Source organism: Lysinibacillus mangiferihumi, assembly GCF_003049665.1.
In the GTDB taxonomy this organism is placed as follows: domain Bacteria; phylum Bacillota; class Bacilli; order Bacillales_A; family Planococcaceae; genus Lysinibacillus; species Lysinibacillus mangiferihumi.
The window spans coordinates 1-26,132 of record NZ_PYWM01000029.1 but is presented as its reverse complement, the minus strand read 5'-3'; the positions used below and the strand labels follow the sequence as shown (position 1 = coordinate 26,132).

27 protein-coding genes and 2 pseudogenes are annotated in these 26,132 nt (G+C 35.3%); 15 read left to right on the top strand and 14 right to left on the bottom strand.

Annotated features, from left to right (window positions below; all coding sequences use genetic code 11):
• The first annotated feature begins 55 nt into the window (after positions 1-55).
• Together C9J37_RS21540 and C9J37_RS21535 are read left to right on the top strand one after the other, a co-directional pair.
• The gene (locus C9J37_RS21540; protein WP_107897010.1) at positions 56-1,570 is read left to right on the top strand and encodes a DEAD/DEAH box helicase; all 1,515 of its coding nucleotides are present in this window, start codon (positions 56-58) and stop codon (positions 1,568-1,570) included.
• 114 nt (positions 1,571-1,684) lie between these two features.
• A complete protein-coding gene (locus C9J37_RS21535) occupies positions 1,685-2,464 on the top strand; it encodes a YqhG family protein (protein WP_107897009.1) in 780 nt (259 codons plus the stop codon).
• A 56-nt stretch (positions 2,465-2,520) separates the two neighbouring features.
• Here the strand turns inward: C9J37_RS21535 and C9J37_RS21530 are convergent, their stop codons facing one another.
• Positions 2,521-2,844, bottom strand: coding sequence for an ArsR/SmtB family transcription factor (locus C9J37_RS21530; protein WP_107897008.1), 324 nt, complete (start codon positions 2,842-2,844; stop codon positions 2,521-2,523).
• Complete coding sequence (locus C9J37_RS21525) at positions 2,841-3,266, bottom strand: SRPBCC family protein (protein WP_107897007.1); 426 nt, start codon at positions 3,264-3,266, stop codon at positions 2,841-2,843. The genes C9J37_RS21530 and C9J37_RS21525 overlap by 4 nt, the downstream gene beginning before the upstream one ends.
• A 179-nt stretch (positions 3,267-3,445) precedes the next feature.
• Between C9J37_RS21525 and C9J37_RS21520 the strand changes: the two genes are divergently transcribed.
• Positions 3,446-4,081, top strand: a complete 636-nt coding sequence (locus tag C9J37_RS21520) for a LysE family translocator (protein ID WP_107897006.1) — start codon at positions 3,446-3,448, stop codon at positions 4,079-4,081.
• A gap of 166 nt (positions 4,082-4,247) precedes the next feature.
• Here the strand turns inward: C9J37_RS21520 and C9J37_RS21515 are convergent, their stop codons facing one another.
• From C9J37_RS21515 to C9J37_RS21505, 3 genes are all read right to left on the bottom strand, one after another.
• Positions 4,248-5,054, bottom strand: a complete 807-nt coding sequence (locus C9J37_RS21515; RefSeq protein ID WP_107897005.1) for an SDR family NAD(P)-dependent oxidoreductase — start codon at positions 5,052-5,054, stop codon at positions 4,248-4,250.
• Positions 5,055-5,590: 536 nt separating this feature from the next.
• On the bottom strand, positions 5,591-6,295 hold the full coding sequence (locus C9J37_RS21510) for a hypothetical protein (RefSeq protein ID WP_107897004.1): 705 nt from the start codon (positions 6,293-6,295) through the stop codon (positions 5,591-5,593).
• A gap of 202 nt (positions 6,296-6,497) precedes the next feature.
• A complete protein-coding gene (locus tag C9J37_RS21505) occupies positions 6,498-7,811 on the bottom strand; it encodes a short-chain fatty acid transporter (RefSeq protein WP_107897003.1) in 1,314 nt (437 codons plus the stop codon).
• 308 nt (positions 7,812-8,119) lie between these two features.
• Between C9J37_RS21505 and C9J37_RS21500 the strand changes: the two genes are divergently transcribed.
• From C9J37_RS21500 to C9J37_RS21485, 4 genes are all read left to right on the top strand, one after another.
• Positions 8,120-9,001, top strand: a complete 882-nt coding sequence (locus C9J37_RS21500; protein ID WP_107897002.1) for a LysR family transcriptional regulator — start codon at positions 8,120-8,122, stop codon at positions 8,999-9,001.
• A gap of 117 nt (positions 9,002-9,118) precedes the next feature.
• Entirely contained in the window at positions 9,119-9,826 is a 708-nt protein-coding gene (locus C9J37_RS21495; RefSeq protein WP_107897001.1) for a CoA transferase subunit A, read from the top strand.
• Positions 9,826-10,467 (top strand): 3-oxoacid CoA-transferase subunit B, encoded by a 642-nt coding sequence (locus tag C9J37_RS21490; RefSeq protein WP_282957608.1) that lies wholly within the window; start codon positions 9,826-9,828, stop codon positions 10,465-10,467. Before C9J37_RS21495 ends, C9J37_RS21490 begins: the two co-directional genes overlap by 1 nt.
• A 67-nt stretch (positions 10,468-10,534) precedes the next feature.
• Positions 10,535-10,819: a nucleoside/nucleotide kinase family protein gene (locus tag C9J37_RS21485; protein WP_201262200.1), complete on the top strand. Its 285-nt coding sequence runs from the start codon at positions 10,535-10,537 to the stop codon at positions 10,817-10,819.
• Positions 10,820-10,862: 43 nt separating this feature from the next.
• On the opposite strand, the gene C9J37_RS21480 is transcribed toward C9J37_RS21485, so the two are convergent.
• The 5 genes from C9J37_RS21480 to C9J37_RS21455 all read right to left on the bottom strand — a co-directional run bounded on the left by C9J37_RS21480 (position 10,863) and on the right by C9J37_RS21455 (position 14,562).
• Positions 10,863-11,318: a hypothetical protein gene (locus tag C9J37_RS21480; protein ID WP_107897000.1), complete on the bottom strand. Its 456-nt coding sequence runs from the start codon at positions 11,316-11,318 to the stop codon at positions 10,863-10,865.
• Between the two features lie 379 nt (positions 11,319-11,697).
• Complete coding sequence (locus C9J37_RS21475) at positions 11,698-11,961, bottom strand: hypothetical protein (protein WP_024360891.1); 264 nt, start codon at positions 11,959-11,961, stop codon at positions 11,698-11,700.
• Between the two features lie 313 nt (positions 11,962-12,274).
• Entirely contained in the window at positions 12,275-12,895 is a 621-nt protein-coding gene (locus C9J37_RS21470; RefSeq protein WP_107896999.1) for a YbhB/YbcL family Raf kinase inhibitor-like protein, read from the bottom strand.
• A gap of 91 nt (positions 12,896-12,986) precedes the next feature.
• Positions 12,987-13,280, bottom strand: a complete 294-nt coding sequence (locus tag C9J37_RS21465) for a winged helix-turn-helix transcriptional regulator (protein WP_227665397.1) — start codon at positions 13,278-13,280, stop codon at positions 12,987-12,989.
• A 955-nt stretch (positions 13,281-14,235) separates the two neighbouring features.
• The gene (locus tag C9J37_RS21455) at positions 14,236-14,562 is read right to left on the bottom strand and encodes a DUF5071 domain-containing protein (RefSeq protein ID WP_107896997.1); all 327 of its coding nucleotides are present in this window, start codon (positions 14,560-14,562) and stop codon (positions 14,236-14,238) included.
• A gap of 95 nt (positions 14,563-14,657) precedes the next feature.
• On the opposite strand from C9J37_RS21455, the pseudogene C9J37_RS29740 reads away from it, so the two are divergent.
• Positions 14,658-14,794, top strand: a pseudogene (locus C9J37_RS29740) (hypothetical protein); the annotation flags it as partial.
• Between the two features lie 174 nt (positions 14,795-14,968).
• Positions 14,969-15,115, top strand: a pseudogene (locus C9J37_RS29115) (GNAT family N-acetyltransferase); the annotation flags it as partial.
• Positions 15,116-15,317: 202 nt separating this feature from the next.
• Here C9J37_RS29115 and C9J37_RS21445 read toward each other — a convergent pair.
• On the bottom strand, positions 15,318-16,214 hold the full coding sequence (locus C9J37_RS21445) for a LysR family transcriptional regulator (RefSeq protein WP_107896996.1): 897 nt from the start codon (positions 16,212-16,214) through the stop codon (positions 15,318-15,320).
• 113 nt (positions 16,215-16,327) lie between these two features.
• Here C9J37_RS21445 and C9J37_RS21440 point away from each other — a divergent pair, with 113 nt between their 5' ends.
• From C9J37_RS21440 to C9J37_RS21420, 5 genes are all read left to right on the top strand, one after another.
• Positions 16,328-17,518 (top strand): YbfB/YjiJ family MFS transporter, encoded by a 1,191-nt coding sequence (locus C9J37_RS21440; RefSeq protein WP_235617197.1) that lies wholly within the window; start codon positions 16,328-16,330, stop codon positions 17,516-17,518.
• Between the two features lie 39 nt (positions 17,519-17,557).
• Positions 17,558-18,583 carry an NAD(P)H-dependent flavin oxidoreductase gene (locus tag C9J37_RS21435; protein ID WP_107896995.1) on the top strand — a complete coding sequence of 342 codons (1,026 nt, stop codon included), beginning with the start codon at positions 17,558-17,560 and terminating at the stop codon, positions 18,581-18,583.
• Positions 18,584-18,644: 61 nt separating this feature from the next.
• A complete protein-coding gene (locus C9J37_RS21430; RefSeq protein WP_107896994.1) occupies positions 18,645-20,606 on the top strand; it encodes an FAD/NAD(P)-binding protein in 1,962 nt (653 codons plus the stop codon).
• Positions 20,593-21,792 (top strand): MFS transporter, encoded by a 1,200-nt coding sequence (locus C9J37_RS21425; RefSeq protein ID WP_107896993.1) that lies wholly within the window; start codon positions 20,593-20,595, stop codon positions 21,790-21,792. Before C9J37_RS21430 ends, C9J37_RS21425 begins: the two co-directional genes overlap by 14 nt.
• 143 nt (positions 21,793-21,935) lie before the next feature.
• Positions 21,936-22,961, top strand: coding sequence for a nucleotidyltransferase family protein (locus C9J37_RS21420; protein ID WP_107896992.1), 1,026 nt, complete (start codon positions 21,936-21,938; stop codon positions 22,959-22,961).
• A gap of 414 nt (positions 22,962-23,375) precedes the next feature.
• On the opposite strand, the gene C9J37_RS21415 is transcribed toward C9J37_RS21420, so the two are convergent.
• The 3 genes from C9J37_RS21415 to C9J37_RS21405 all read right to left on the bottom strand — a co-directional run bounded on the left by C9J37_RS21415 (position 23,376) and on the right by C9J37_RS21405 (position 25,545).
• Positions 23,376-24,566, bottom strand: a complete 1,191-nt coding sequence (locus tag C9J37_RS21415; RefSeq protein ID WP_107896991.1) for a tyrosine-type recombinase/integrase — start codon at positions 24,564-24,566, stop codon at positions 23,376-23,378.
• 80 nt (positions 24,567-24,646) lie between these two features.
• Positions 24,647-25,096 (bottom strand): ImmA/IrrE family metallo-endopeptidase, encoded by a 450-nt coding sequence (locus C9J37_RS21410; RefSeq protein WP_107896990.1) that lies wholly within the window; start codon positions 25,094-25,096, stop codon positions 24,647-24,649.
• 17 nt (positions 25,097-25,113) lie between these two features.
• Positions 25,114-25,545 carry a helix-turn-helix domain-containing protein gene (locus C9J37_RS21405; protein ID WP_107897036.1) on the bottom strand — a complete coding sequence of 144 codons (432 nt, stop codon included), beginning with the start codon at positions 25,543-25,545 and terminating at the stop codon, positions 25,114-25,116.
• A 379-nt stretch (positions 25,546-25,924) separates the two neighbouring features.
• On the opposite strand from C9J37_RS21405, the gene C9J37_RS21400 reads away from it, so the two are divergent.
• Positions 25,925-26,083: a hypothetical protein gene (locus tag C9J37_RS21400; RefSeq protein WP_201262178.1), complete on the top strand. Its 159-nt coding sequence runs from the start codon at positions 25,925-25,927 to the stop codon at positions 26,081-26,083.
• Positions 26,084-26,132 lie beyond the last annotated feature (49 nt).

The window sequence follows — 26,132 nt, the reverse complement described above, 5'->3', positions numbered from 1 at the left end:
GGTCATAGCTTTTTCTTTTTTGGACAACCTAATTTAGAAATAATAGCATGAGGTGATGATCATGATAGTGGAGAGGTCGTCCGATTGGCAAGAAGGCTTTTTAAATAGGCTAAATAATGCTGAAAAATGGCATAGTTGGACTTTGTACAAAATGAACTATGAAATTGTGAAAATGAATTTAATTCCGGAATTTACTGGTTTACAAGCGCCTAAATTTTTGCCCAAACTAACACCACTTGCCCATCAATTAGAAGCAGCGCAAACCGTTATTGAACGTATGAATGGGAAAGCGATACTAGCAGACGAGGTGGGACTTGGTAAAACAATTGAAGCAGGTCTTATTTTAAAGGAATATTTGATACGAGGGCTTGTAAAAAAGGCTTTAATTTTAGCACCGGCATCTCTGATTAACCAATGGATAGAAGAATTGAATCAAAAATTCCACATTCCCGCAATGGCGTATAAAAAAAATTGCCCAATTGAGCGTTACGATATTGTTATTATGAGCATGGATACCGCCAAAAAAAGCCCACATAAAGAACTTATTTATGCGCAAGATTATGACATGATTATTATTGACGAGGCGCATAAATTAAAAAATCATAAAACCCAAATATACGATTTCGTACAAGGATTAAAGAAGAAGTTTTGCTTATTACTAACGGCAACTCCTATTCAAAATGATGTTTTTGAACTTTATTATCTTATTTCGCTATTAAAACCAGGTCATCTTGGTAATTATGAAACGTTCCAGTCTGCATTTTCTGCAAGCAAGCACGATTTACAGCATGATGACTATTTAAAAGAATTAGTCAATCAAGTGATGGTAAGAAATCGAAGAGAGGATACAGGCATTGAGTGGACCAATAGACGTGTTCAAATTGTGCCAATTCACTTTAGCCCTGAAGAAATGGAAGTTTATCAGCTGCTTGGGACGCTAACATCTACAGCATCTTTTTCATTAATTACGTTGCAAAAGGAAATGTGCAGCAGTAAAGAGGCGACTGCACTTACATTATCTAAAATGCTTGAAAACAGTGCTGAACGTGAAGAGTTAGAAGAAATTTTAGCAAAAGTTATGGCGTTAGAAGTCAACTCGAAGGCCCAAAAAACGCTTGAGATTATTGAACAAGCGAAAGATAAAGTCATTATTTTTACAGAGTATCGTGCAACGCAAATTTACTTGCAGTGGTATTTACACTCACACGGTATAACGAGTGTTTTATTTAATGGTAAATTCAATAAAAACAAGCGGGATTACATGAAACATATATTTAAGGAAAAGGCGCAAGTGCTGATTGCAACTGAGGCAGGGGGAGAGGGGATTAACCTTCAATTTTGCCATCACGTTATTAATTACGATTTGCCTTGGAATCCAATGAAGCTGGAACAACGCATAGGTCGTGTGCATCGTCTAGGTCAAGAACATGACGTTCATATTTATAATCTTGCAGTAGAAGATACGATTGAAATAGATATTTTAGCATTGCTGCATACAAAAATTGATGTGTTTGAAAAGGTAGTTGGCGACTTAGATGCCATTTTAACGAATTTCAAAAAAACCGTCTAAATTTGCTTTGGTAGAAGTGCATTGCTGCTAATGAAGTTTGAATGTCCAAGATGTACTTCATTTTCGGCGGGAATAAAAGCCTAAGTGAATGAAATTATTGTAAGGGGAGAGGGCATGTATCCGCAACAAGTTCATAATTATTTACGACAATTTTTCTTAGAAAATGAATGTGATCTGGTCTTTGAGGATGAGCATTATTTAACAGTACAATTAACGATTGCTATGGATAAAAGAATCATGAACCGCCCTTTTTACTGGCAATATGTAGAAGCAACCAATGGCGAACCTAACCCTGCACAAGTTACCTTTATTACAGATCAAAATGCAATGTCAGGAAAGGTAATCGGAGAAGTTGTCCATTTTGGCTCACCCAGGCTCAATCAAATATTTCAAGCAACAAGAGAGCTTGGAGCCTTTGTTCAAATGTTTCAAAAAGTGGATGCAGAGATAGGGCAAGTATTGCTTACCCCATGGCTTGGGGTAAATTATAAAGTGTCGTATTGTTGCGATCGAACGAAAGAAATGCTGTACTCTTTTGGTATTAACTTACTGACAGGAACGATAAATAATAATTTCCATGAAGCAATAAATAGCATCGATTGGGACAGCACACAATCTGAAAACGCATTTTATGTACAACATATTATTAAGCCAGAACGTGCACTTCAACGCTTGGATAAAGCAATCGATGCAATTATTCAACAGGATGACCATACATGGGCTGAACAAGCAAAAAAGAGATGGCAACGAGACCAGCGTGTTTTAGACTACTTTTATGAAGATGTAGAGGAAAAGCCGGAGTGTTATGAGGTTGAGAAAAAAGCATTAGAAGAACAATATCATGCAAAAATTAAAATTGAAATTGTGAATGGTGGATTATTTTATATGAGATAAAAACATGTAAGCCGCAACAGTTTTGCATTAGCAATTGTTGCGGCTTAAGTTTTGCGCTATTCGTCGTTATCAATAATGTGCTGCAATTGCGCCAATTTATTATTCCAAAACAAGTCAAAATATTGTAGCCAGTCTTCAATCTCTTTTAACCGATCAATGTGTAAAGTATAAATTTTTTCGCGCCCTTTCTTTTGGGCGGATACTAGCTCGGCTTGTTCTAAAACGTGTAGATGCTTGACGACAGCAGTTCTACTAATCGTAAAGTGGTCAGCAATTAGTGCAATCGGTTTATCGCTGGATGCTAATAGTTGTAGTACATGACGTCTTGTTGGGTCAGCAATTGCTTGAAAAACATCCACCTTTTCTGCAAGCTGTGTCATGCTGTTTCCACAGTCTCTTTTAATTTTTTGCCAACAAGCATTGACCAACCATTGTCCATATTTTGACGAACAGCATCCGCTGGCATGTTTGCTTTTGGAATTATATGAGATGCTTCTTTCCAGCCGCCATGAGTTAATGTAAATACTGTTTGCTCTCCAGATTGTTTTAACTCAAATGTAACAAACCACCCATCAGTATCCCATGCAAAACGGACAAAATGTGGTGCATCTACTTTTTCAACTTTACAGGGCGATGGGCCAAAGGGTGATTGCAGTGTAAATGCATGCCCTTCTATTGGTTTAAAATCATTGGGCATAAACCAAGAACCTAGTTTTTTAGCATCTGTAACAGTGTCCCAAACCTTCTCGATAGGCGCGTTGAACGTAACGGTTTTCACAATATTTTGCAGTTGCTCTGACATCGTATAGTCTCCTCTATTTTAAAAAATATAACCATTAGGTGTTATGAATATATAACACCTAATGGTTATATGTCAATTAATTAGAATAGTAAAGATTTTGAAGTTCGCCTCTTTTTCAAGCAGGTTACGTATGGTAGAATTATTTTTATAATTTTCAGACGAATTAGGGGGCGATTAGCATGGAGAATATCCCGATGTTTTTATTAATGTGTATTTTATTAATTATTTTGCCTGGACCTGATACAGCTATTGCGACAAAAAATACATTAACAATCAATAAAAGAGGGGGCTTACAAACAATCCTAGGCTCCTGCTGTGGATTATTTATTCATACATTAGCTGCGGTTATTGGTCTCTCTGCGATAATTGTAAAATCAGCTTATCTATTTGCGATTTTAAAATACGTCGGAGCGGTGTATTTATGTTACTTAGGTGTCAAGACATTATGGACGTTAAAAAAGATGCGCGCGCAGCCTCCAGTTGTCATTGAGGAGACGCAAATTGACAACAAATATGCGCATCAATCTTGCTTTAAACAAGGTTTCTTAACCAATGTTACAAATCCAAAAGTAGCAGTCTTTTTTTTAACGTTCTTACCACAATTTGTAGACGGTTCTAACAGTACATTTTTTCCATTTCTACTAATGGGGCTTATTTATACTGCTTTAACCGCTTTATGGTTTGTTTTCTATGTCTATTTATTAGATAAAATTAGTGCTTTTATGAAGAAGCCTATGACAAAGGCAGTAATAGAAGGCCTAACAGGAACCGTTTTAATTGGCTTCGGCATTAAATTAGCATTAGAAAAGGGTTAGGTGTCAGGCACTCAAACAATTCCAGGCACTCAAACAATTAAAACAGGCTGTAGACAATTCCGGATTTCGGAATGGATCTACAGCCTGAGATAACAAGGATATAAATATCGATAAATTTGAACACGAATGGCAAGTTCAAACTAGTTCAATCAGTTTAAAAGGTAAATTATTTTTGTAGATTTGCAGCCCAAATATTTGTATCTGCAATGGTTGGATTTGCCATGTAATGGCCACCTTCGATTTGAAGTGTTTGACCAGTCATAAATTTCGATTCGTCAGATGCTAAATAGACTACTGCGTAGCCGATATCATCAGCTTCACCATTGTATGGTAGGGCGTTGTATTTTGTGAAAATATCTAGTAAATCCTGTGGTAAGTTGTTTTTAGCTGCAGGTGTTAAAATTAACCCTGGTGCTATCGCATTACAACGGATTTTATCTTTACCGTATTGAGTGGCAATGTATTTAGTTAAGTGAACGACGCCAGCTTTTGTCGTACCATAAGCTGTACGAATTTGGTCACTTGCAAATGCGCCCATAGAAGCTGTGTTAATGATAGAACCACCACCAGCTTTTTGCATATGAGGAATAGCGAAGCGGCTACCTAGTAAAACTGATTTTAAGTTTACATTTACTAGACGATCCCACTCATCTAAATCGATATTTACAACATCTAAATCTTTTTGTAAGTTTGTTAAACCAACATTATTAAATAGAACGGTAATAGTACCGTATTGTGCAACCGTAAACTCTATTGCATCTTCAATAGATTGAGCATCGCCTGCATCTAAGAACACTGCGGATGCTTCATAACCTTCTTTTACTAAAGTAGCTGCAACTTCTTTTGCTCCTTCAATATTAAAATCAGCAATAACAACTTTTGCTCCTTCTTTCGCTAACAAAGTTGCTGCGGATAAACCGATGCCTGACGCGCCGCCAGTAACAAGCGCTACTTTATTTTCCACACGTTTCATACATAACTCCTCCTAGAATGAGTGATAAACAGAATATTGACAGATAAAAATAAATCATATTCAATATAACTTCATTTAAATAACAATAGATAGTTTAACACTAAACTAATGAGAAATGAAATAAAAAGTATAGCTCGTATTTAAAAATATTTGCTTATAACAAAGTACGTTAAAATTATTTTTGTGGCTGCTTAGTGTTCGTAAAAATAAGGTGCTTTAGCCGTTCCTCCATAACCTTTTTCTTTTCCTTTCGGCACTTTCTAATATGCAGCGTTTTCTGTATCAAATAGCTTCCTATGATAACGACACAAAACAGTATTAAAAAAATCAGCATCAAAAAAATTCCTTTTTATATAATTTGATAGAACATAGGTGTAGCTATAATGACGTTCCCTCTGTATAGAGAGAGGGGCTGCACGCAAATCATTTTCTGTACATGCTGCAATTGACAGCTACACGTCGCTGAAGACTATTGTCTTTTTAACAGTAATAATGAACATCCTAACAGAAGCAATTTAGCTAATCCGAAAGCATAATTAAAACAACGGCAGATGAGAGTCCATTGATAGCTCATTATTAACGAAAATTCGATTGCTAATGACGAAAGATAATAACATTTTTAAGGCAATAATTTTGTGTACGCCATCTTGTAAAATAACGATTTTTGTAAATTTTAAATTGGCTATGCGATTAGCCAAAGCATATTCATTACAATTTGTAATGGCACCTCCCATAGGATGACAACCTAATACAAAATTACCTGCATAAGAATCTTTTAAGACATTGGGATGCATGGATTGATAGTGTACTTCCAAAATACTGTCCCCATCGTTCATAAACCGATTAGCAATGAGGAAATTTTTGAGTGCCCCTTTTAAATCAATGGCAATCGCAGTATCTGCTAAAATTGCTCGGAAATAAACAGATACAATATTAGCATTTCCTATGTAAGGCTTAACTTCTACATTTATCTCTCCTGAAGGTAAAACAGATAGATGTACATTTGCTTCATGAATACCATCTGTTAACTTCATCATTGTTTTCCCGTAGTGCATACTTTTTATAAAAATACTATTATCGTCCATATAAGCCACTGCAATTTGATTATTTTCAACTTGTAGCCACTTCGCTTCAATTCCTAATACTTCTACACAATTTTGTAGTTCATATACGTGGTGCTGAAATGAGAAACCCATATAATCCAAATTAACGGTACGATTTTCAAGCAATTGCTTCAACATCTGTGCTATCTCCAATCTTTGATAAATTGTGACAAATTTCTTATTTGATTATAGGAAATGAAACTCTCAAAAAACTCTCAACTAGTCTAATATATCGACATTATAAAAAATAAAATGGTTACTTAGGTCTTAAACTAAACCAAAAAACCCCACAAGAACGGTATTAACGCTCTTTGTGAGGTTCTAAAAAATTCAATAGTAACTAGAAGAAGTACAGTCCGATACTAATGATAATTCCTGTAAAGATCAGGATAAATAAACAGAATCCCATAATATCTTTTGCCTTTAAACCTGCAATTGCGAGTGCTGGGAGGGCCCAAAATGGCTGAATCATATTTGTCCAAGCATCTCCCCAAGCGATCGCCATAGCCGTTTTGGCATAATCCGCACCTAGGGTCGTTGCAGCATCTAACATAATGGGTGCTTGAACCGTCCATTGACCACCGCCAGAAGGTACAAAAAAGTTGACAAGCCCCGCAGAGAAAAATGTGAATAAATAGAAAGTATGGTCGTTTGAAATGTTGACAAACCATTCAGAAAATACCGCCGCTAAGCCAGAAGCGGTCATCATCCCCATAATACCGGCGTAAAAAGGGAATTGGAATACTATTCCTGTTGTTGTTTTAATTGCATCTTGGGCAGCGGCAAGAAAACGCTGCGGTGTACCATGAAAAATAATCCCCAGTACAATAAAAATCGTATTTACAACATTTAAATTTAAAACAAAGCCTTTTGTAATAAAATGCTGAATTAAATAAATAACACCGATAAGACCAATTAATATTGTTAGAATGTAGCTGCGCTCTGAACGGCTTGCAAAATGATTTTCAGCTTTTGGCAGCGCTATTTTTTCCTCAATTAATAAAGAAGGTTCAATTTCTACGACATCCTCTTCCTTTGGCATCATCCAACGGTTAAATAATGGCAATGTCAGAACAATGACAATGACAATAAATAAGTTGTATGTAGAGAAAAGTGTAATGTCTGTTGGGATTACACCCATAATATTTGCAAAAGGATGCCCCTCCGTTGCAATTGATAATGGAACGGAACCTGCTAAACCTCCGTGCCAAATAACAAATCCTGAATAAGCACTGGCAATTAATAAACGATAGTCCACTTTTTTAACATGACGTGCAATTTCTTTTGCAAAAAGTGCCCCTATGACTAGTCCGAATCCCCAGTTAATCCAGCAAGCAATTAATGAAATAAAAGTCACAATTATAATTGCCATGCTTGGCGTTTTAATTTTACTTGCGACTGCTGATAAGCCTTTTTTAAAGACAGGGCTATTCGCTAAAATATGTCCAGCAGCTAAAACAATGACCATTTGCATTGTAAAGGATAATAACTCCCAAAAGCCGTCTCCCCAGTAAGTAACCATATCTAATGGAGAGGAATCTGTTAATGTGACCCCTAATAATAACACTAGTACTGTGAGTATAGTGACAAATATGTATGGGTCAGGCAAATATTTTTCCATAATAGCATTCGATAGCTTTGTTAACGTTTTCAATCTAATACTCCCCCTTTTATTTCTACCATCCCTTATTCCTAATATTACATAGGGTGACCAGTAAATAAAGAAAAAAATCGTATAAAGAACAGTAAGAGAAACGTAAAATAGAAATAAAGAATTGTGACAGCTCTCCTGAAATTAGTTATTCAAATATTATTGAACATATAAGAAAACCTTATTATTCTTGAATTTATTACCCTTACGTTATGGAAGAAGGATTAAAAGAGAAGGAGTAGAATTTATTACTAATAAACACTTTTAGGATTTTTTTTATAACAAATAAGAATAAATAAGGGGGTCATTAAATGGAATTACGTGATTTAAAGGCATTTATGGACGTAGTAGAATATGGGAGTTTTACAAAAGCGGCAAATGAGTCCTTTGTATCCCAGCCGTCATTAAGTAAGAGCATAAAAAAATTAGAGGATAATCTCCATGTTGAGCTATTGAATCGGTCCACACGACATGTAGAGTTAACGGATGCAGGACATATTGTGTATAAGCAAGGACAAAAAATTATGCGCTCAGTCCATGATTTGCATATATTGCTAGATGACTTGTTAAATATTAAAACAGGAACTATAAAATTAGGTATTCCACCACTGATAGGCACGTTGTTTTTCCCAGAAATTGCTCGTAAGTTTCATCAGCAATATCCAAATGTTCATTTAGAGCTAGTGGAACGAGGAGCGAAGTTAATAGGCACTTTAGTGGAAAATGGTGAAGTGGATATGGGGATTGTCGTTTTACCTACCGACGAGCGAAAATTTGTTGTGCAATCTTTTGTGGAAGATCAGTTTTTTGTCTATATAAATGAACAGCATTCTTTAGCGCAACAGGATACTATTTTATTACAAGATTTGAAAAATGAATCATTTATTATTTTTACAGAGGAATTTACGTTGCATGATTATGTGATTAAATCCTGTAGAAGTGCTGGATTTACACCGATTATCGGATACAAAAGCTCGCAATGGGATTTAATCGTGGAGTTAGTGTCTTCAAATTTGGGTGTAACGCTGTTGCCTTATTCTATTGCGGCAAAGCAGACGAATCAAAATGTAAAAATTATACCGTTACAGAACTATCATATGCCGTGGCGTCTTGGCGTTATTACGAAAAAAAATACATATCAATCCTATGCTTTAAAGCAATTATTAAAGACAATACGATCGGAAGAAACATAGTAACAATGCAGTTATTCCATTTTAGAATAAATAGAATTCCAATTAATTCCTTTACTTATAAAACAAGAATGATGTAGAATTTTTCTTAATAAACGAGCAATTTTAGGGGGTTTCGATATGGGAAACGGGAAAGTGTGGAATTCGTTTGAGGAAGCCGTTGCAGATATTAAGGAAGGTGCTACGTTAGCAGTAGGGGGATTTGGTTTATGTGGTATTCCAGAAAAGGCAATTGCAGCATTACAACAAAAGGGAACAAAAGATTTAACCGTTGTGAGCAATAATTGCGGAGTGGATAATTGGGGATTAGGATTATTACTAGCCAATAAACAAATAAAAAAAATCATTGCTTCCTATGTTGGCGAAAATAAAATTTTCGAACAGCAATTTTTAAACGGTGAGTTAGAAGTAGAACTCGCACCACAAGGAACGCTAGCAGAGCGGCTACGAGCTGGAGGAGCGGGTATTCCAGGATTTTATACAGCGACAGGGGTTGGCACGCCTATTGCGGAGGGCAAGGAAGTAAAGGTTTTCGATGGCAAAGAATATATTTTAGAACAAGGGATTGTCGCAGATTTTGCGCTTGTCAAAGCATGGAAAGCAGACAAGCTAGGCAATTTAATTTATAGAAAAACATCACGTAATTTTAATCCTTTAGCAGCAATGGCTGGCAAAATTACAATTGCGGAAGTAGAAGAAATTGTGGAAGTGGGCGAACTAGATCCAGATCATATCCACACACCAGGTGTCTTTGTGCAACGTGTCTTACTCGGTGAAAAATATGAAAAACGTATCGAGCGTTTGACAGTGAAAAAGGAGGAAGCATGATGGTGGATACAAGACATAAAATTGTGAATAGAGCTGTGCAAGAAATTGAAAATGGCATGAATGTCAATTTAGGTATTGGTATCCCAACACTTATTGCCAATGCTATTCCTGCTGACTACGAGGTGCTATTACAATCTGAAAATGGCCTTCTCGGTATTGGCCCTTATCCAGAGGAGAGTATGGTAGACCCTGACCTCATTAATGCAGGGAAGGAAACGGTGACAGCCGTGCCAGGCGCATCCTTTTTTGATAGCGCTGATTCCTTTGCCATGATACGTGGGGGGCATATTGATCTTGCCATTTTAGGTGGTATGGAAGTTTCGGAAACTGGGGATCTAGCGAATTGGATGATTCCAGGAAAAATGATCAAAGGCATGGGCGGTGCTATGGATCTTGTTGTTGGCGCGAAAAGAGTTATCGTGGTGATGGAGCATGTCAATAAAAATGGAGAATCAAAAATTAAAAAGCAGTGTGAGCTACCGTTAACAGGCAAAGGTGTCGTACACAGATTAATAACGGACTTAGCTGTATTCGATTTTACAGATGCAGGCATGCAACTCATCGAATTAGCAGAGGGTGTGACATTGGAAGAGGTAAAAGCGAAAACCGCTGCTTCATTTAATGTTGCTTTATCCCATTAATTAATAAGAGACCAGTTTACCTTGTGAAGGTAAGCTGGTTATTTGTATTTTAAGGAGAGTGGGAGAATTGCTTTGCCTACAGCAGGTTACAACCGAAATAATGAAACGATATTGCGGTTCGGATTGGGGAGAAAGGCCATTTATTGTTGCCATTGACGGATTAGGTGGGGCAGGAAAAACGACCTTTGTCAAAGAGCTAGTGAGCATGCTAGAAAATGCATGTACGATTCATGTGCTACATATTGATGATTACATTGTAGAAAGCGAAAAACGCTATAATACGGGTTATGAGCTAAGTTCTCCATATAGCAAATTTACGAACACCTTTCCTCTGTTCCTTAAATTTTTTTAGTTATGTCCCATCCTCTTTCGATGTTGCATTCGCTTCTGAATGTTTAATCTCCTAATGCTTGGTTCTCCCTATATTCAGTAGCAATGGATTCTATATTTAATCGAGAATAGTCGGCCCAATTGACAGTTCTAAAATCTTTTTCATTAAAATAAATGCTTAATACTTCGGTCATTTCTTCATTGCTATTAGCACCTGTTAATGGGGCATACCAAATAATTGAAGGTGTTTTCACGCTTTTTAGTTTCGACATCTCTGCAAATATTTTCCCTGAATCTTTTAGCATCTGGTTTTTTGAACCTTCTCTTACATCTGTATCCTGAATCGAAATAGTAACAATACCTTTCGTTTCTTCTACAGTAAATTTATTTTTAACGGTTGCGCCCACAATATCTTTAACAGATGTCTCTGGATTCACTGCTGCTTCCTTCGGTTCGGCATTCTTTCCACAGGCTGATAACAATAGCGTGAATAGTACTAACATGTAAAGTAGTTTTTTCATGTTCATTCCTCCCTTGTTACTCCATATATGTTCAAATTGCGTATGAATTATACAAGGGGACAGGGAGTTAAAGTATTTTTTCTAGCGAATGAAAGAAAATCATCTTCCCTGCATTGCTGACAACCTAAAAGTGAGAGGCATGCGTAACGTTTGTTATCCATTTCTTATAAATTGGACAATAAATAAAACTATAAATAATAAACACATCGCTATGCCAAAATACAAACATTTGTAAAAAGCTTTTTTGTCCGTTCCTTTGTAATCAAAACCACGATTGAAAAACCCTTTATTCTAAAGTAGAAATACTAGTTAAATAAAATAATATCAACTGAAAACAAAAGAATGTTCGTTTCTAGTTGATATTATTCCACAAGGCTATTTATTTGCTTACTACATCTAGGCACCAAGAGAAATTATCCCATGCTGAATACCAACCGTTGAAAATTTCTGATGAATCGTCCCAACGAACTTCAAATTTTCTATGACCTTCGATATCTAGTAAATATAAAGCTAAAGTATCATCTGCTTTAGAGACGGCAATTTTCATCCCATGTTGAAGTTCTTCTTCGGTGAATGGTACATCTGAAACCGAACGAAGCTGTGCTTGTTCAAATACTTGTTTGTTAATAATTCTGTAATTCATAATAAACCTCCAATAAAACTTTCTTGAAATTAACTTTCTATTTTACGTGCCAATAACAGGACTATAAAAGTATATCCTATATTGTTTCAGTAATGAAAACAAAAAAATTATTAGCCAAGCTCTTTTTGTCTAAATTGTTGCTATAGCTGGCTAAAGTTTCAGTGATTTAACGTAGAAAACCAAATCAATTTGTTCTTAAAACAATGTTACTAGGAGCAAAGAAAAAAGTCCAGAGACTCAAAAAATCGAACAGTCCCGGACTTATTTGAAGTTAAATTGATATAATGTTGAGATAAATTAGGATAATAAGTAATTACTTATTTGGGTAAGTACCCTTTAAAGTGTAGTCAGCTAACACATGCCCTTCGATAGCATGATAGAGTTCATTCAGTAAAAATCCATTTTCTAAATCGACGGTCGTATCTAATGCATAGATATGAATCTCGTAAGTATGAGGTTTATCGGGCGGAGCCATCCCCCCGTAAAAGCTAGAGAGTTCTGCGCTTTGGCTACCTCCTTGAGGACTTATCCAACTATTTACGCCTTGGACAAAATCAGTCGCTGTTTGACTTTCGTTTTCTTTCAGTTCATCTTTTTGAATATTAGCTGCTGTCCAATGAATCCAAGAGAACCCTTGGCTAATAGGGAAAGCGTCTTTATCTTCTAAAACTAACGCATATGACACAGTTTCTTTTGGTGCATTTTCAAACTTTAATGGTAATGAATAAGTCGGCATGCCATGCTCGTTAAAGGAATCTCCTAGTTGTCCATATTGATCTTGAATAACGCCATCTACTATACCAGTACTTGTTACGACAAATGTTTTTTCTTTTGCGGATTCAGTAGTATTTTTATTTTGGTTACTGCATCCAGCTAGTATACCTATAGCTAAAAGTGAAAGGATGGATAGGAATAATATAAATTTTTTCTTCATGGTTATTACCTCCATATGTTGTTGTTGAGGTCATGATAACATGGAGAAAAAACTATCGTAAATTACCCACTTTTTTGTAAGGGTACTCTATTTAACGACTACCTATTATTTGTTTCTCCTCGAGATATTGAATGCCTAATCGCTGCATAATTTCTAATGATTTTAATACTTCTTTTCCTTTTGTACTTAAGCTATATTCCACTCGTAGTGGATATGTGGAAAGGTATTCCTCTTTATCGACTAATTGAAAATCCATTAGTTCTTTTAATTGCTCTAACAGCATTTTTTCAGTGATTCCTTTAATATCCCGTCTTAGTTTAGATGGAGATGTGGGTCCAAGCCGTAATCGCCAAATAATAATACATTTCCATTTTCCTTTGATCATATCTTGTACTAATTCTAACGGACAAGTGTATTCTTCTCTTAATTTGATGATAATCTCCTCCTACTCTATTTTTAGTTTTTTATAACACAAACGTAAAAAACGGACAACTGTAAGCAATTATTGAACGAACGGTTATCTAAATAAAATGCTATGTGAGCAATATTGCATAAATTAATATATGTAAATAAATGGTATAATAAAGGCGGTGTTATAATTAACAAAATATTTTGTTCTTGAAAAGAAGGGGTGACATATGTTGAACAAAATAGGATTGGGATTGTATATAACCGGTATAATCATTTACCTTATTTATTAGGGTATTCAACAAATGAAATATTAAAATACCCTTTGTATTTAGGGTGGATTGTCAGCATTTTATTTTTGCCTAAAGTAAATAGAAAAGAGGGTAGAGAATACACATAATAGAGTCTTAAATAAGAATTATTAAATATATGAAAAAACCAATTTTTGGTGTAAAATTACACTAAATATTGATTTCCTTATTTGTTCAATATAGTGAGGTTTATATTAATGAAAAAATTTATTATTTGTATAATGTCTTTATTTCCAGTTCCATTTTTCTTTTATTTTTATGAATATCATTTTTATCTTAATAGTGAGGACGCGGATTTCTTATTTCCTACATTTATAGTGTGCATAGTCGTTATAGGTCTATTAACGAGAAAAATGAATTTACCTTTGTTTTTTAGTTTAAATATTATGATGATCGTTATTTCATTAATATTGGGTCATTTTTTTATATTGGATGATGGCAGTTGGTTTAAACCTTTTGGCAAAAATGGTGCTATGATATTTGTCTCAAGTATCTATATTCTAGGTCAGTTATTTATAAGATTACTTAGTAAGCAAGGTCCTACTAATGTAGCGTAGTTTTTTTTATAGAGTGTTAACCAAGGAAAAACAAGGAGGCGCTGGATTTGGAAGGGTGTGAAGATTACCTCCCTTTTTGTGTAGGGGTTTGGGCAACTCTTATTAAATACTGTTTAAACTTAACTTGCGACTCTATAGGTAATTTAATAACCAAAAAATGAAAAATAAACCACTTCCAGTTATCATCATTTGAAGATAATATCGCTTGCACATGGGAAACAATTTCCTTAGGGAAAGTTAATAGTATATCCACCACGCCAGAAGCAACAGGCCAGTTCATATCTTGCGTATATTCGAGGAGGTCTGGCAGTAAAGGTTCTAATACATTTCTATCTAATTTTTTTAGTTTTTCAACCTTATTAACATCGTAAATATTTAAAATTTTTGCCATTGGGCTTTCTGTTAACGTTCAGTGCAAGTTTACTATTTATTTTTACGATTTCCGCACATACACCTGTTTGGCAAATTATTTTGGCAAATACAATCTTCTTTATAGGAATATCAATGATTATTATGCCGGCAAACAAACGGATTAAATCAGTTGCCACGTGAATTATATGCTGATGGTGCCGCTGTCATGAGCACATTACAACAAATTGCAGGGGGAACAGGAACTGCTTTTACCATTACATTAATGGTTAGTGGACAAAACAGCATATGGAACAATTCCAAAATGCCTCGTTATTAGAGTTAATTGCAGAAGGAACAAAATATGCTTTCTTCTTTATAGCAGCTATTGCTCTTAGTGGATTAGTATTATCGTGTTTTGTTAATGGAAAGCGTGTAGAAAAAATATAGTCGAAGCGCATATAAACCTTGATAATAATGCATCAATAAAGTTGGCAGAAAGTGTTGGTATGGTTTATGAATGCACGAGAAAAGGCTTCATCTATGAGGACGATGAATGGACTGATCATCTAATCTACTATATCAATGTAAAGTAGTGCCTTCTTCTTGTACACATGTACTAAAAAAGCATCTTAGCCAAATTGGTTAAGATGCTTTATAAATGTAAGAGGGAATAAAAGCCGAATAAGCTGTTGCTATTTTTATGCTTAGCTTCATTGGAGATACCCATATACATAAGGCACCGCACTGTAAATTAACGCGCTTATTTTTCTAGTTATTTAAAACTGACTATTCTGATTATTGTACAGGGATAGGACGTTTAAAAGCATTTCTCTCCTCACAAAACATATCCATAAATTTTATTAAAGATGTAGGTATAAATGTGTCCTTCCTATAGATGAATATTGTTTCAACTTTTCCATAAGGATTTGGGATTGAATGATGCCTAATTGTTCCAGCTTGTAAATGCATTTCTATAACAGAGTAGGGGAGCATGCTTATACCTAACCCTGCAGAGACACAGCCAAGAATTGCTTCAAGTGTACCAAATTCCATTATTTTATTTGGTGTAATTCCTTCATCGTGCAACCATTGTTCGAGTTTTGCCCGATAAGTGCAGCCACTTCGAAACACTAGTAGCGTCCTTGTTTGGATATCTTTAATAGATGACAAAGGAGGATGAACAGTATCTGTAATTAGTACCAAGTCCTCTTCGATAACGGTCTTTTGAGTTAGTTCAGGGTGGTTGATAGGGCCAGCGACGAATGCACCATCTAGTTCATGATGAAGAACCCCTTGAATATTTTGTTGAGTTGGTCCTGTTTTTAAATTCAAGTCTACATTTGGATATTCGTGGTGATATTTTGATAGTAGAGATGGTAAACGAACAGCAGCAGTTGTTTCCATAGAGCCTATAGATAATGGACCTTGTGGAATTTGATTATCTTGCATCACCTTAACTGTTTCTTCTATTAAATTAAAGATATTTTCAGCGTACGTTAATAAGACTTTTCCTTTGGAAGTTAAGGTAGTGCCACGGTTATTTCGGTAAAATAGTGTGGTTTGAAGATCGTTTTCTAATTGTTGAATTTTAGTAGTGATATTGGATTGTGCGTAATTAAGATCACGAGCGGCTTGCGAAATACTCCCTTTTTCGGCAACAGATTTAAAAATATTCAAAGCATGTAAGTCCATAAGTAAACCCTCCATTTAGCTATATAAATAAAAGATGGCAACTATCACTTACCTGAATTATACTATATTTCAAAAAAAAGTTATGATATTTATATAATGATTTTACAAGGGGTGTGATTTTATTTAAACATTCTTCTATTTTTTTATTAGGTGGTATTTTATCTTTAGTCGTTGCTATGGGAATTGGCAGGTTTGCTTATACGCCAATTCTTCCACTGATGCAAAGTGATCTTTCGTTTTCAAATGCAGTAGGGGGTTATCTTGCTACAAGTAATTATGCAGGCTATTTGCTTGGAGCATTTTTAGTAGGGATTATTCCTGTAAAGCAACATAGAACGTTTATATTAAGGTTGAGTCTGGTTATTAGTATTCTAACAACAGCTAGTATGGGTTTATTTCAATCTTATTTTATTTGGTATGGGTTGCGTTTTATATCGGGTATTTCCAGCGCCATTGTTTTTGTGATGGCCTCTGGCATTGTGCTAGATAAACTAGCTATCAGAAATAAATTGAATTGGTCTGGCATTTTCTATGGTGGAGTAGGGCTGGGCATTTTTTTATCAAGTTTACTGATACCCATATTAAATCGTTTATACAGGTGGGAAGGCGTATGGTTAGGTTTGTCCGGTGTTAGTATGCTGCTAGTTTTGATAGTTTGGATTAGCATGAAAGACGAACCACTGTCTTTTGAGAAAACTAGTAAACAAGAAAGTGCTCTATGTGTACCTCCTTTAAAATGGATTCCTTGGCTAATTGTAGCTTATGGATTAGAAGGGTTAGGGTATATTGTGACAGGTACATTTATTGTATCAATCGCGAAAGAAATACCGAGCTTTAATGGTGATGCTACCGTAGTGTGGATGGTGGTAGGATTGGCTGCAATTCCATCTTGTATTATCTGGTCAGAGTTAGCTAAAAAAATTGGATTTGTTAAATCATTGGTGTTAGCAATGACACTGCAAGCTTTTGGTATAGCGCTACCAGCTTTATGGGTATCTCAAATAGGTGTAGTTTTAAGTGCTCTATTATTTGGGGCCACTTTTATGGGAATCACAACCCTTGCTACAACATTAGCACGCCAAATGAGTCCATTTAATAGTAGTCGGATTATTGGCATTCTTACATCTATCTATGCAGGTGGACAAATGATTGGGCCATCAATTGCTGGAATTATCTCAACTGCCACTCAGAATTATGACGCTGTGTTACTGGGTGCGGCCAGTGTAGTTTTAGTTGGCGCAGGCTTACTTCTAACTGGTATTCGATTTGAGAAGAGTCCTGCGTTTCTAAAAAAACAAATTTAATTTTCGAAATATTAAATCATCGATGAAAAGGAGAACGGTATGTTAGATAAATTAAAATACCCAATTATACAAGCTCCTATGGCGGGAGGGGTATCGACGCCAGCTCTTGCCGCAGCGGTATCCAATGCAGGAGGATTAGGTTTTCTAGCTGCTGGATACAAAACAACTGAAGATTTAAGAAAAGATATTCAAGAATTTCGTAATTTGTCTTCTAATATTTTTGGTGTAAATTTATTTGTCCCTAACCTAAATGAAATCAATGATAATTGTAATGTGGACGACTATCGAGCGAAGTTAGAAAAAGAAGCATTACTATTAGGAACTACAGTTGGAGATCCAATCGTGGATGATGATGACTGGCATAACAAAATTGACTTAATCAAAGAAGAAAAAATACCTGTTGTAAGTTTTACTTTTGGATGTCCGTCTACTGAAACTATAAAAGAATTAAAGCAAAATGGAAGTTTCGTAATTGTTACCGTTACAAATTTAGAAGAAGCAAAAATAGCAAATGAATCGGGTGCCGATGCATTATGTTTGCAAGGCATAGAGGCGGGAGGACATAGAGCTTCCTTTTCAAATAATATGGAACCTCACGAAGAGTATGGCTTACTCGTTTTTATAAGTATCGTGAAAAAAGAAATCGATATTCCTATTATAGCGGCAGGGGGGATTATGGATGGTTGTACGATTACTGCTGTTTTAGAGGCAGGTGCTAGTGCTGCTCAATTAGGTACTGCTTTTCTCCTTTGTCCAGAAAGTGGGACGAATACAGTATATAGAAAGGCTTTAACTGATTCGGACTTTACCACAACCCATATTACGCGTGCATTTACTGGCAGGCGTGCTAGAGGGTTAGTAAATTATTTTCTATCCACTTATGACAAGGAAGCACCAGCTGCGTATCCACAAGTTCATTATATGACACAAAAATTAAGAAAAGAGGCAGTCCAGTCAAATAATCCAAAGTACATGTCTTTATGGGCAGGACAGGGCTATAAACTTGCTCAATCTCTTCCAGCGGCAGATTTAATAAAAACATTGATGCTGCAAGTAAACAAATAATGTATGATTTTTGCTAATATACAGGGTTGGTCATTATAAATTTATTAGAAGGAGTTTTAAAATGACAAAAGATATTTTTAGAATTGCTTTAGTAGGTTGCGGACCAAGAGGACTTTCTGTATTAGAAAGACTTCGTACAAATTTTAAAGAAGACTCTTATGCAGGTAAAATTGAAATTTATATGATAGACCCTTTCCTTCCAGGTTCTGGCGAAGTGTGGAGAACAAATCAGTCAAAAACGTTATTGATGAACACAGTAGCTTCTCAAATTACTTTGTTTACAGATTTTAGCGTTGAATGTGAAGGTCCTATTATGCAAGGTCCTTGTTTGTATGAATGGGCTAAGTCTTTAACAAAGATAGCGAATGCTAATTTGGAATATAGCGAATTAGTGATGAGAGAGGCAGAAGAATTAAAACCAGATTCCTATCCTACACGTGCCTTTTATGGTCACTACTTGGAATGGGTATTTAAAGAAGTTGTCTTAACTATGCCAAGTAACGTCATGGTATATACTCATCAAACACGAGCTATTGCGATTGATGATGCATATGATGGAAGCCAGATTGTACAGCTTGAAAAGGATAATGTTCATTTAAGAGTGAACGCTGTCGTGTTAGCGCAAGGTCATACACCGGTAAGTTTATCTCCAGAAGAAGAGAAATTAAGAGAAATCGCAGCTGAAAAGGGAATGATCTATATTACCCCGAGTAATCCAGCCGATGTTTCATTAGAGTGCATAAAAGCAGGAGAGCCTGTTATTTTAAAGGGACTCGGTTTGAATTTCTTCGATTATATGTCACTGTTTACACTGGGAAGAGGCGGACAGTTCATACGAACAGGAAACAAATTAGTATACCAAGCTTCAGGGGAAGAACCTATCATCTATGCAGGTTCTCGAAGAGGCATTCCATATCACGCTCGTGGTGAAAATGAAAAGGGTGCATCAGGCAGACACACACCAATATACATCACTCCAGAGGTGATTAATAATTTCCACAAAAAAACTATAGAAGGAAAAGCAGTAGACTTTAAAAATGATGTATGGCCACTTATTGCGAAAGAAGTAGAAACGATTTATTACAAGGCAATCATTGAAGAGAAATCAGGTTTGAATGCTGGACAGGAGTTTCAGGATAAATATAGTCTCTATTCCTATGGAAGTGAACATGAGAGAAGCATTTTAAAGGACTTTGGCATTCCAGATGGTTTAATGTGGGATTGGGAAACGCTTGCTAATCCTGTCAAAAATCAATTTTATGATAATCCCGAAGAATTTAATGATTGGTTAATTCATTATCTGTCTTTAGACTTAAAGGAGGCCAAAAGAGGTAATGTGACCAGTCCTTTAAAATCGGCATTAGATGCGTTACGAGATTTGCGTAATGAAATTCGTCTTATCGTAGATTACGCGGGTATTAATGGAGATTCGTATAAAATCGAATTAAAGAATTGGTACACTCCGTTAAATGCATTCTTTTCGATTGGTCCACCAGCAATTCGAATTGAACAAATGATTGCTTTGATGGAAGCAGGAATTGTTAACATTATCGGACCAAAACTTCAAGTAGAATTAGTAGAAGAAGAATCGATATTTTATGCTGTGTCACCATTCGTTAACAATAGTGGCATAAAGGCTAAGGCCCTCATTGAAGCACGTCTTCCTGAGACAAATTTAATGCGAAATGCTGATCCATTAATGTCTTATTTGTTAAAAACAAAACAATGTCAAACTTATAAAATACCTAGTTGCAATGGTTTGATTTATGATACAGGGGGGCTAGCTGTGAGCAGACCTCTTAACAAAGTTTTGGACGGTGAGGGCAAAGAGCATTCAAGAAGGTTTGCTTTTGGTGTTCCAACTGAAGGCGTTCACTGGGTCACTGCAGCGGGAATTAGACCTGGGGTTAATTCAGTTACATTATGTGAATCCGATGCAATTGCACGAGAAATTATTAGTCTATTACATGCAGAACACGAAAACAAAGAGAAAGAGATGAGAAAAATTCTTGTTAGAGCATAATAAATCAGAAAGAAAAACATCAAGAAGTGTTTTCACAGCGCTAACCGTAGTTTTTGTTACGATTTTGACTTCAACTCCTGTATTTTTACCAGGTGCAGTAAATGATTTAATAAGGAAGGATACAGGGTTTAGTGTTGGAGCTATAGGCGTAACAATAACATTATATTGGTTAGGATCTCTTATGGGAGCCTATATTAGTAGGCAAATAAATAGCCATCATTCCATAGATAAGAAAATAGGCATAGCAGTTCTAGTTACGGCATTCAGCCTTTTCTTAACGTTCGTATATCCGGAAATTGGATTATGGGTAGGTGCTGCTTTTGGGGGAGCTGTCTATGGCTACAGTCAACCATTTACTAATATGCTAATTATCAGACGGTGCCCGGAGAAGATTCAAGGATTTGCGTTTGGGTTGAAACAAGCAGCCATACCTGCAGCAACTTTGTTTTGTAGCCTTTCTGTTCCTTTTTTAGCGGTGCCTATAGGATGGAGAAATCTATTCGGACTTGTTGCCGTACTAACTTTATTATATGGCATGATCATACTGATGAAGTCAAATGATGATGAACATAGCAATGCTAAAAAGAAAAATGCATCAAAACTACGCTTAAATAGACATTTAATGTTGTTAGCGATAGCAGGAGGCCTAGGCGCTGCAATTGGAAATAGCTTAGGTGGATTTTTGATTACATCTCTAACGCATGGAGGAATTACATTAGTTAAAGCTAGTATGGTAGCCGCAGTTGCATCGATTACAAATATTTTAGTAAGGGTTTTTGCTGGATTAGCAATTGACCGTTTTAGAGGGCTTGAAAAACTACTGTTACTATCAATGTTTATCGTTGGATCATTAGGTACAGCAGCATTAACCATGCCTTCACACACTCTACAAGTAGTAGGGGCTATTTTAGCCTATGGTGGTGGCTGGGGCTGGGCTGGATTACTACACTATGTAACAGGAGCTGCTTATCCTGGTAGAGAAGGGCAAGCAACTGCTATTAGTCAGATGGGTGTTTCTCTAGGGGCAGCTGTCGGACCATTAATTTTTGGTTTTGTGTTTACAACTTTAGGTTCCAATGTAGCTTGGCTTCTAATGTCTATTGCTGGAATACTAGCATGTATATCAGTAGTAGAATCGTATCGAGTGAATGCTAAAGAAACGCCCATCCAAGAAAAGTTTAGTTAGTAATTGATTATTTCTATTAGTCGTTAAATAAATTGAATAGATGAAATGTTTATGGAGAAAGGCACATTTATAGGTGCCTTTTCCTTTTATATTGTCATAGGGTTTGATTCAATTTTATTGGGAGATGGAAGGGGAAAGAGTAATTGTTATATACTGATTGGGAAAATAATCTTATATTATTACTCTCGAAAGAAAGTTTATCGTATGTAGAGGTTGATACTTTAAAACAATTACTTAAAATGCCTTTAGATTGGGTACGAGTAATAGGGCTATTAAAGATGCATCATATTTTCCCAAATGTATCTGTAATTATAAGAAAGTACATAGTGGATGAAACTAACTTTGAATGTGGGTATGTAAAATTAAAAACAATATCTAATTTAGAATATAAATTGCACAAAGAGATCGCCAACGAACAGTTACAACATCAGTTACAGTTGATAGAAATATTGAATACAGCAGAAATTTCGTATGCTTTATTAGACGGGCTGCCAAATTGCCAAACGATCTATAAGGACAGTCTTCACAGTCCGTACTACGATAGTAAGGTGTTAGTGAATTATAAAGATAAAGGTAAGGTCATACAATGTCTACAGTCTATTGGTTACATGCCAAATAACGCTGATGTGAATTTGAAAACTGGGGATATGATACTTGAAAACCTAAATCCGATTGATTTAGTTAAATCAACCGAGATGAAATTTTTGGATATATTTAAAATTAGATTGCAATTTTTTCCACACTCATTCAGTGAGCGTAAACTTCAAGAAGATGTAACGGAAGAATTGCTAAAAAATGTACAAATATTAACAATAGATGGGGTTCAATTTAACGTTTTGTTATGGGAAGATACGTTACTCTCTTTATGTGTAGATGTTTATAAGGATAAAAAATATAACAAGGATGTATCTCTTTTTAAATATACGGATATCTATCGGTTAATTAAGTCACAGGATATAAATTGGGATGTTTTTATTAAAAAAGTTAAGACTCAAAATGTGGAGTATTTAGCATTTGAGGTCCTTTACGAGGTTGAGGAATTATATTATCCACTAGTACCGCTGTTAACACTAAAAGAGTTGTCTACGGATAAATTCATTGAAGAAGATGTATTTGTTAAGGAAAATAATGAATGGCATGAGGATTTGTTAAGTAAGTTATTAAAATGAGTATGATTGAAAAGAATAGAGTGAAGTTCTACGCATTTTTCGATGCATTCTTTTTGCTGTCTTTTAGGTTCGCTAAGTTTTCTGTCTTAAATCCCACTTAATAATGGTACAGGAGATTTTTTGCACACGTTAGAAAATAACATAAAAAACTCACCCTCCAATAAAGAAGGGTGAGTCGCTTTGAAGCCCTGAGGCTCTAATGGTAAAGTTAAAAGCCGCGTATGCCGTAGTTATTATAGAAAGTTTTAAACCACCACTCCTCAAATGAGTTGTGAGAGGTAATTTATTTATAAATAATTACAATAAATGCTGTTATTCAAAGGTTTTGTATTAATTATTATCGCGCTTTATCATTGATTACAATTATTTATAAACAATTTTAACCCCACTTTAACCCCAATATGACCCCAGGGGTTAAGATTGTTTTTTCACTCTAAAGAATCCATCCAGCTTATCAGCCGCAGCACGGTCAGCAGACTTGAATGCATGTCCATAAGTGTTCATTGTAACAGATATATCAGAGTGTCCTAAACGCTCGCTGATAAGTTTAGCGTGAACACCTTGAGCTATTAATAATGACGCAGATGTGTGGCGCAAATCATGTAGTCGGATATATTTGAACTTATGACCATTAATAAATTGATGCCACCGTTTTGATGGGCTTGTTGGGTATAGATGAGTGCCGTCAAATGAATTAAATAGCCATTCTCTATCTTGTTCAACCCACTTATCGCCTTTTAGTAATTTCTCTTTAGCCCAATATTTTCGATATGTTTTCAATTCATCCATAACTGATTCAGGTAAAGTTACATATCTTTTAGATTTTTTAGTTTTAGTGGATTTTATGTGTGGACCTTGTTTTGTTAAAACAATAGATTGATGAATATAAATTTGTTGTTTATCGAAATCTACATCTTTCCATTCTAATCCCAGTAATTCTCCTTTTCGAAGACCAGCAGCTAATGCAAGAGTGAACATCATTCTCCATAAAGCAGGTTCGGATTGTAACATCTGCATTAATTGTTCTATTTCATCTTCCTCATAAATTTGCATTTCTTTCCCGACATCATCAGTATCGCTAGGGCGTGGCTTTTCAATTCCGTCCATTGGATTATTAGATAATACACCCCATTTTACAGCGTACTTAAATATACTTTTAAGTGTCCTATATACGTCTTGTTTGCTGTGATAAGTTACTGGATCATCTTTACCGTCATAACGTTTCATATCACGTATGACTGTCATAAGATGGAATTGATTTATTTGATCCATACGCATGTGACCAATTACAGGGTTAATATGCAATTCCAGTTTTCGTTGGTGATTTCCAAATGTCGTTAGGGCAAGAGTTGATGCGAAATCTTTTTCCCATTGTTCTGCAAAATCTTTAAAAAGTATTCTTTCAGTTTGCACATAGTTACCTGATAAGACCTCATCCTTAAATTTTAGATATTCACGATCTAAAAATTCCTTTAGTTGCTTTGGTGACATTTTTTCTTCAATAGTTATTGATTTACGCCTCTTAGGATATTTACCTTGAGCATCTTTCGGTAAATAGACAGTAAAACGATATGAATTTTCACCACGTTTTTCGATGTTCGCCATTATAATTTCTCCTTTCAATGCCTAAATTCTTATCGTACTAGTTTTACTATCACCACCTTTAATGGGAATGTTTGTTGTTTTTAGGGTAAAATTTTTTTACCATCTATAGTTTTTAAAGAAAGTAGCTCTTTTGGAACACCATTTTCTTCAATTGCATCATAGATGGTAAAACTTGAATCGTTTTGTTCTAAAAATAAATCGTCAGGTAATAATAGTTCTACAGCAAAAGTATTAGCTTCTATTTCTATTTTATCGGTAGAAAAAAGAGTGTGTTTTTTTAAAAACGAAGTGTTGATATCTTCATGTTGAATGTAGTGACCTAATTCATGACCGCAAATAAAAATCTGTAATTTCCTATCAGCATTTTCATTAATATGAATTATAGGAACTCTAAAATGCTTATTATAGTACCCAAGTGCATTCCCTAAAGGTTCGAACACAATAAGCACACCCATGTACTCAGCGAGCTTGAAAGGGTCATTGGTTCCATATTTTTTAATTAACTGATTAACAATTGACTTTATTGACATGGCATCCAACACTCCCTTTAATCTCTAAATTTTTTAGGGGTGAATTTCTGTTTTGCTACTCTCTTAGCTAGTCTTAATGAATTTTCTAAACTTGATAATAATAATTCTCTATCTTCTATTTCTTCCTCGCTTAACTCATCAAGAGTTCTACCATCAAAGGATGCGTGTCCACTTTTAGATAGACCTTCTACCATTTTTTGTAGTTCTTCTTGTATAGTTTTTTCATCTTTTTCTGTTAGATCGTAGTAACGTTTCTTATCAGAACGTCCAAGTAAATAATCTGTACTAACATCAAAGAAGTCTGCAACTTTAACAAGGTTACTGCCTTTTGGTGTATTTTTCTTCCAAGAATATAGTGTGTTTTTGCTTAATCCTATTCTTTCTTCTAGTGTATTTACAGATATACCTTGTTCATCACAAAGTTTTTTTAATATGTCAAACGCTGTCATATCAACATTTCCCTTCGTTTGCATACCTTTTTTTAAAACTACCTTTAAAAATAGTGTTTGACTTTTAAAACTAGTTTTAATATACTCTAGGTAAGCTAATTATTTAACTAAAAAAGACAATAAAAAATACGACCTATTTATAAACATTTTTCGTTGGGGAACGGTTTAAATGTTGGTTTAAAGGCTTTTTAAAAGTCTTATTAGTTATGCTTTAATATTAAAACTAGTTTTAATTATTGTCAACCTAATTAGCGAAAGTTTTAGCTTAAAATTTTCCAATTAAGTAAAGCGCTGTGATACCGAGCCAATGACGGTATAGTCGGAACTTATAGCTTATGTGACGGTAGCAACGTTAATGGAGATTAAAGGAGTGAGTAGTGTGGAGGAACAGAAAAAAATAGCTACTACATCAAAAATTGTTGGTGCTTTAGTAGAAAGTGAAGCAAATGCTTTGGAAGCATTAGAGATAGTAGAAAGAGCAAAGCAAACTTTTTTAGAAAGATGCTGGCACATCTCATCAAATAAAAAAGCAGACTAAAATAGCCTGCCTTAAACAATTAACTATACATGTCCACAACCGTTGTTAT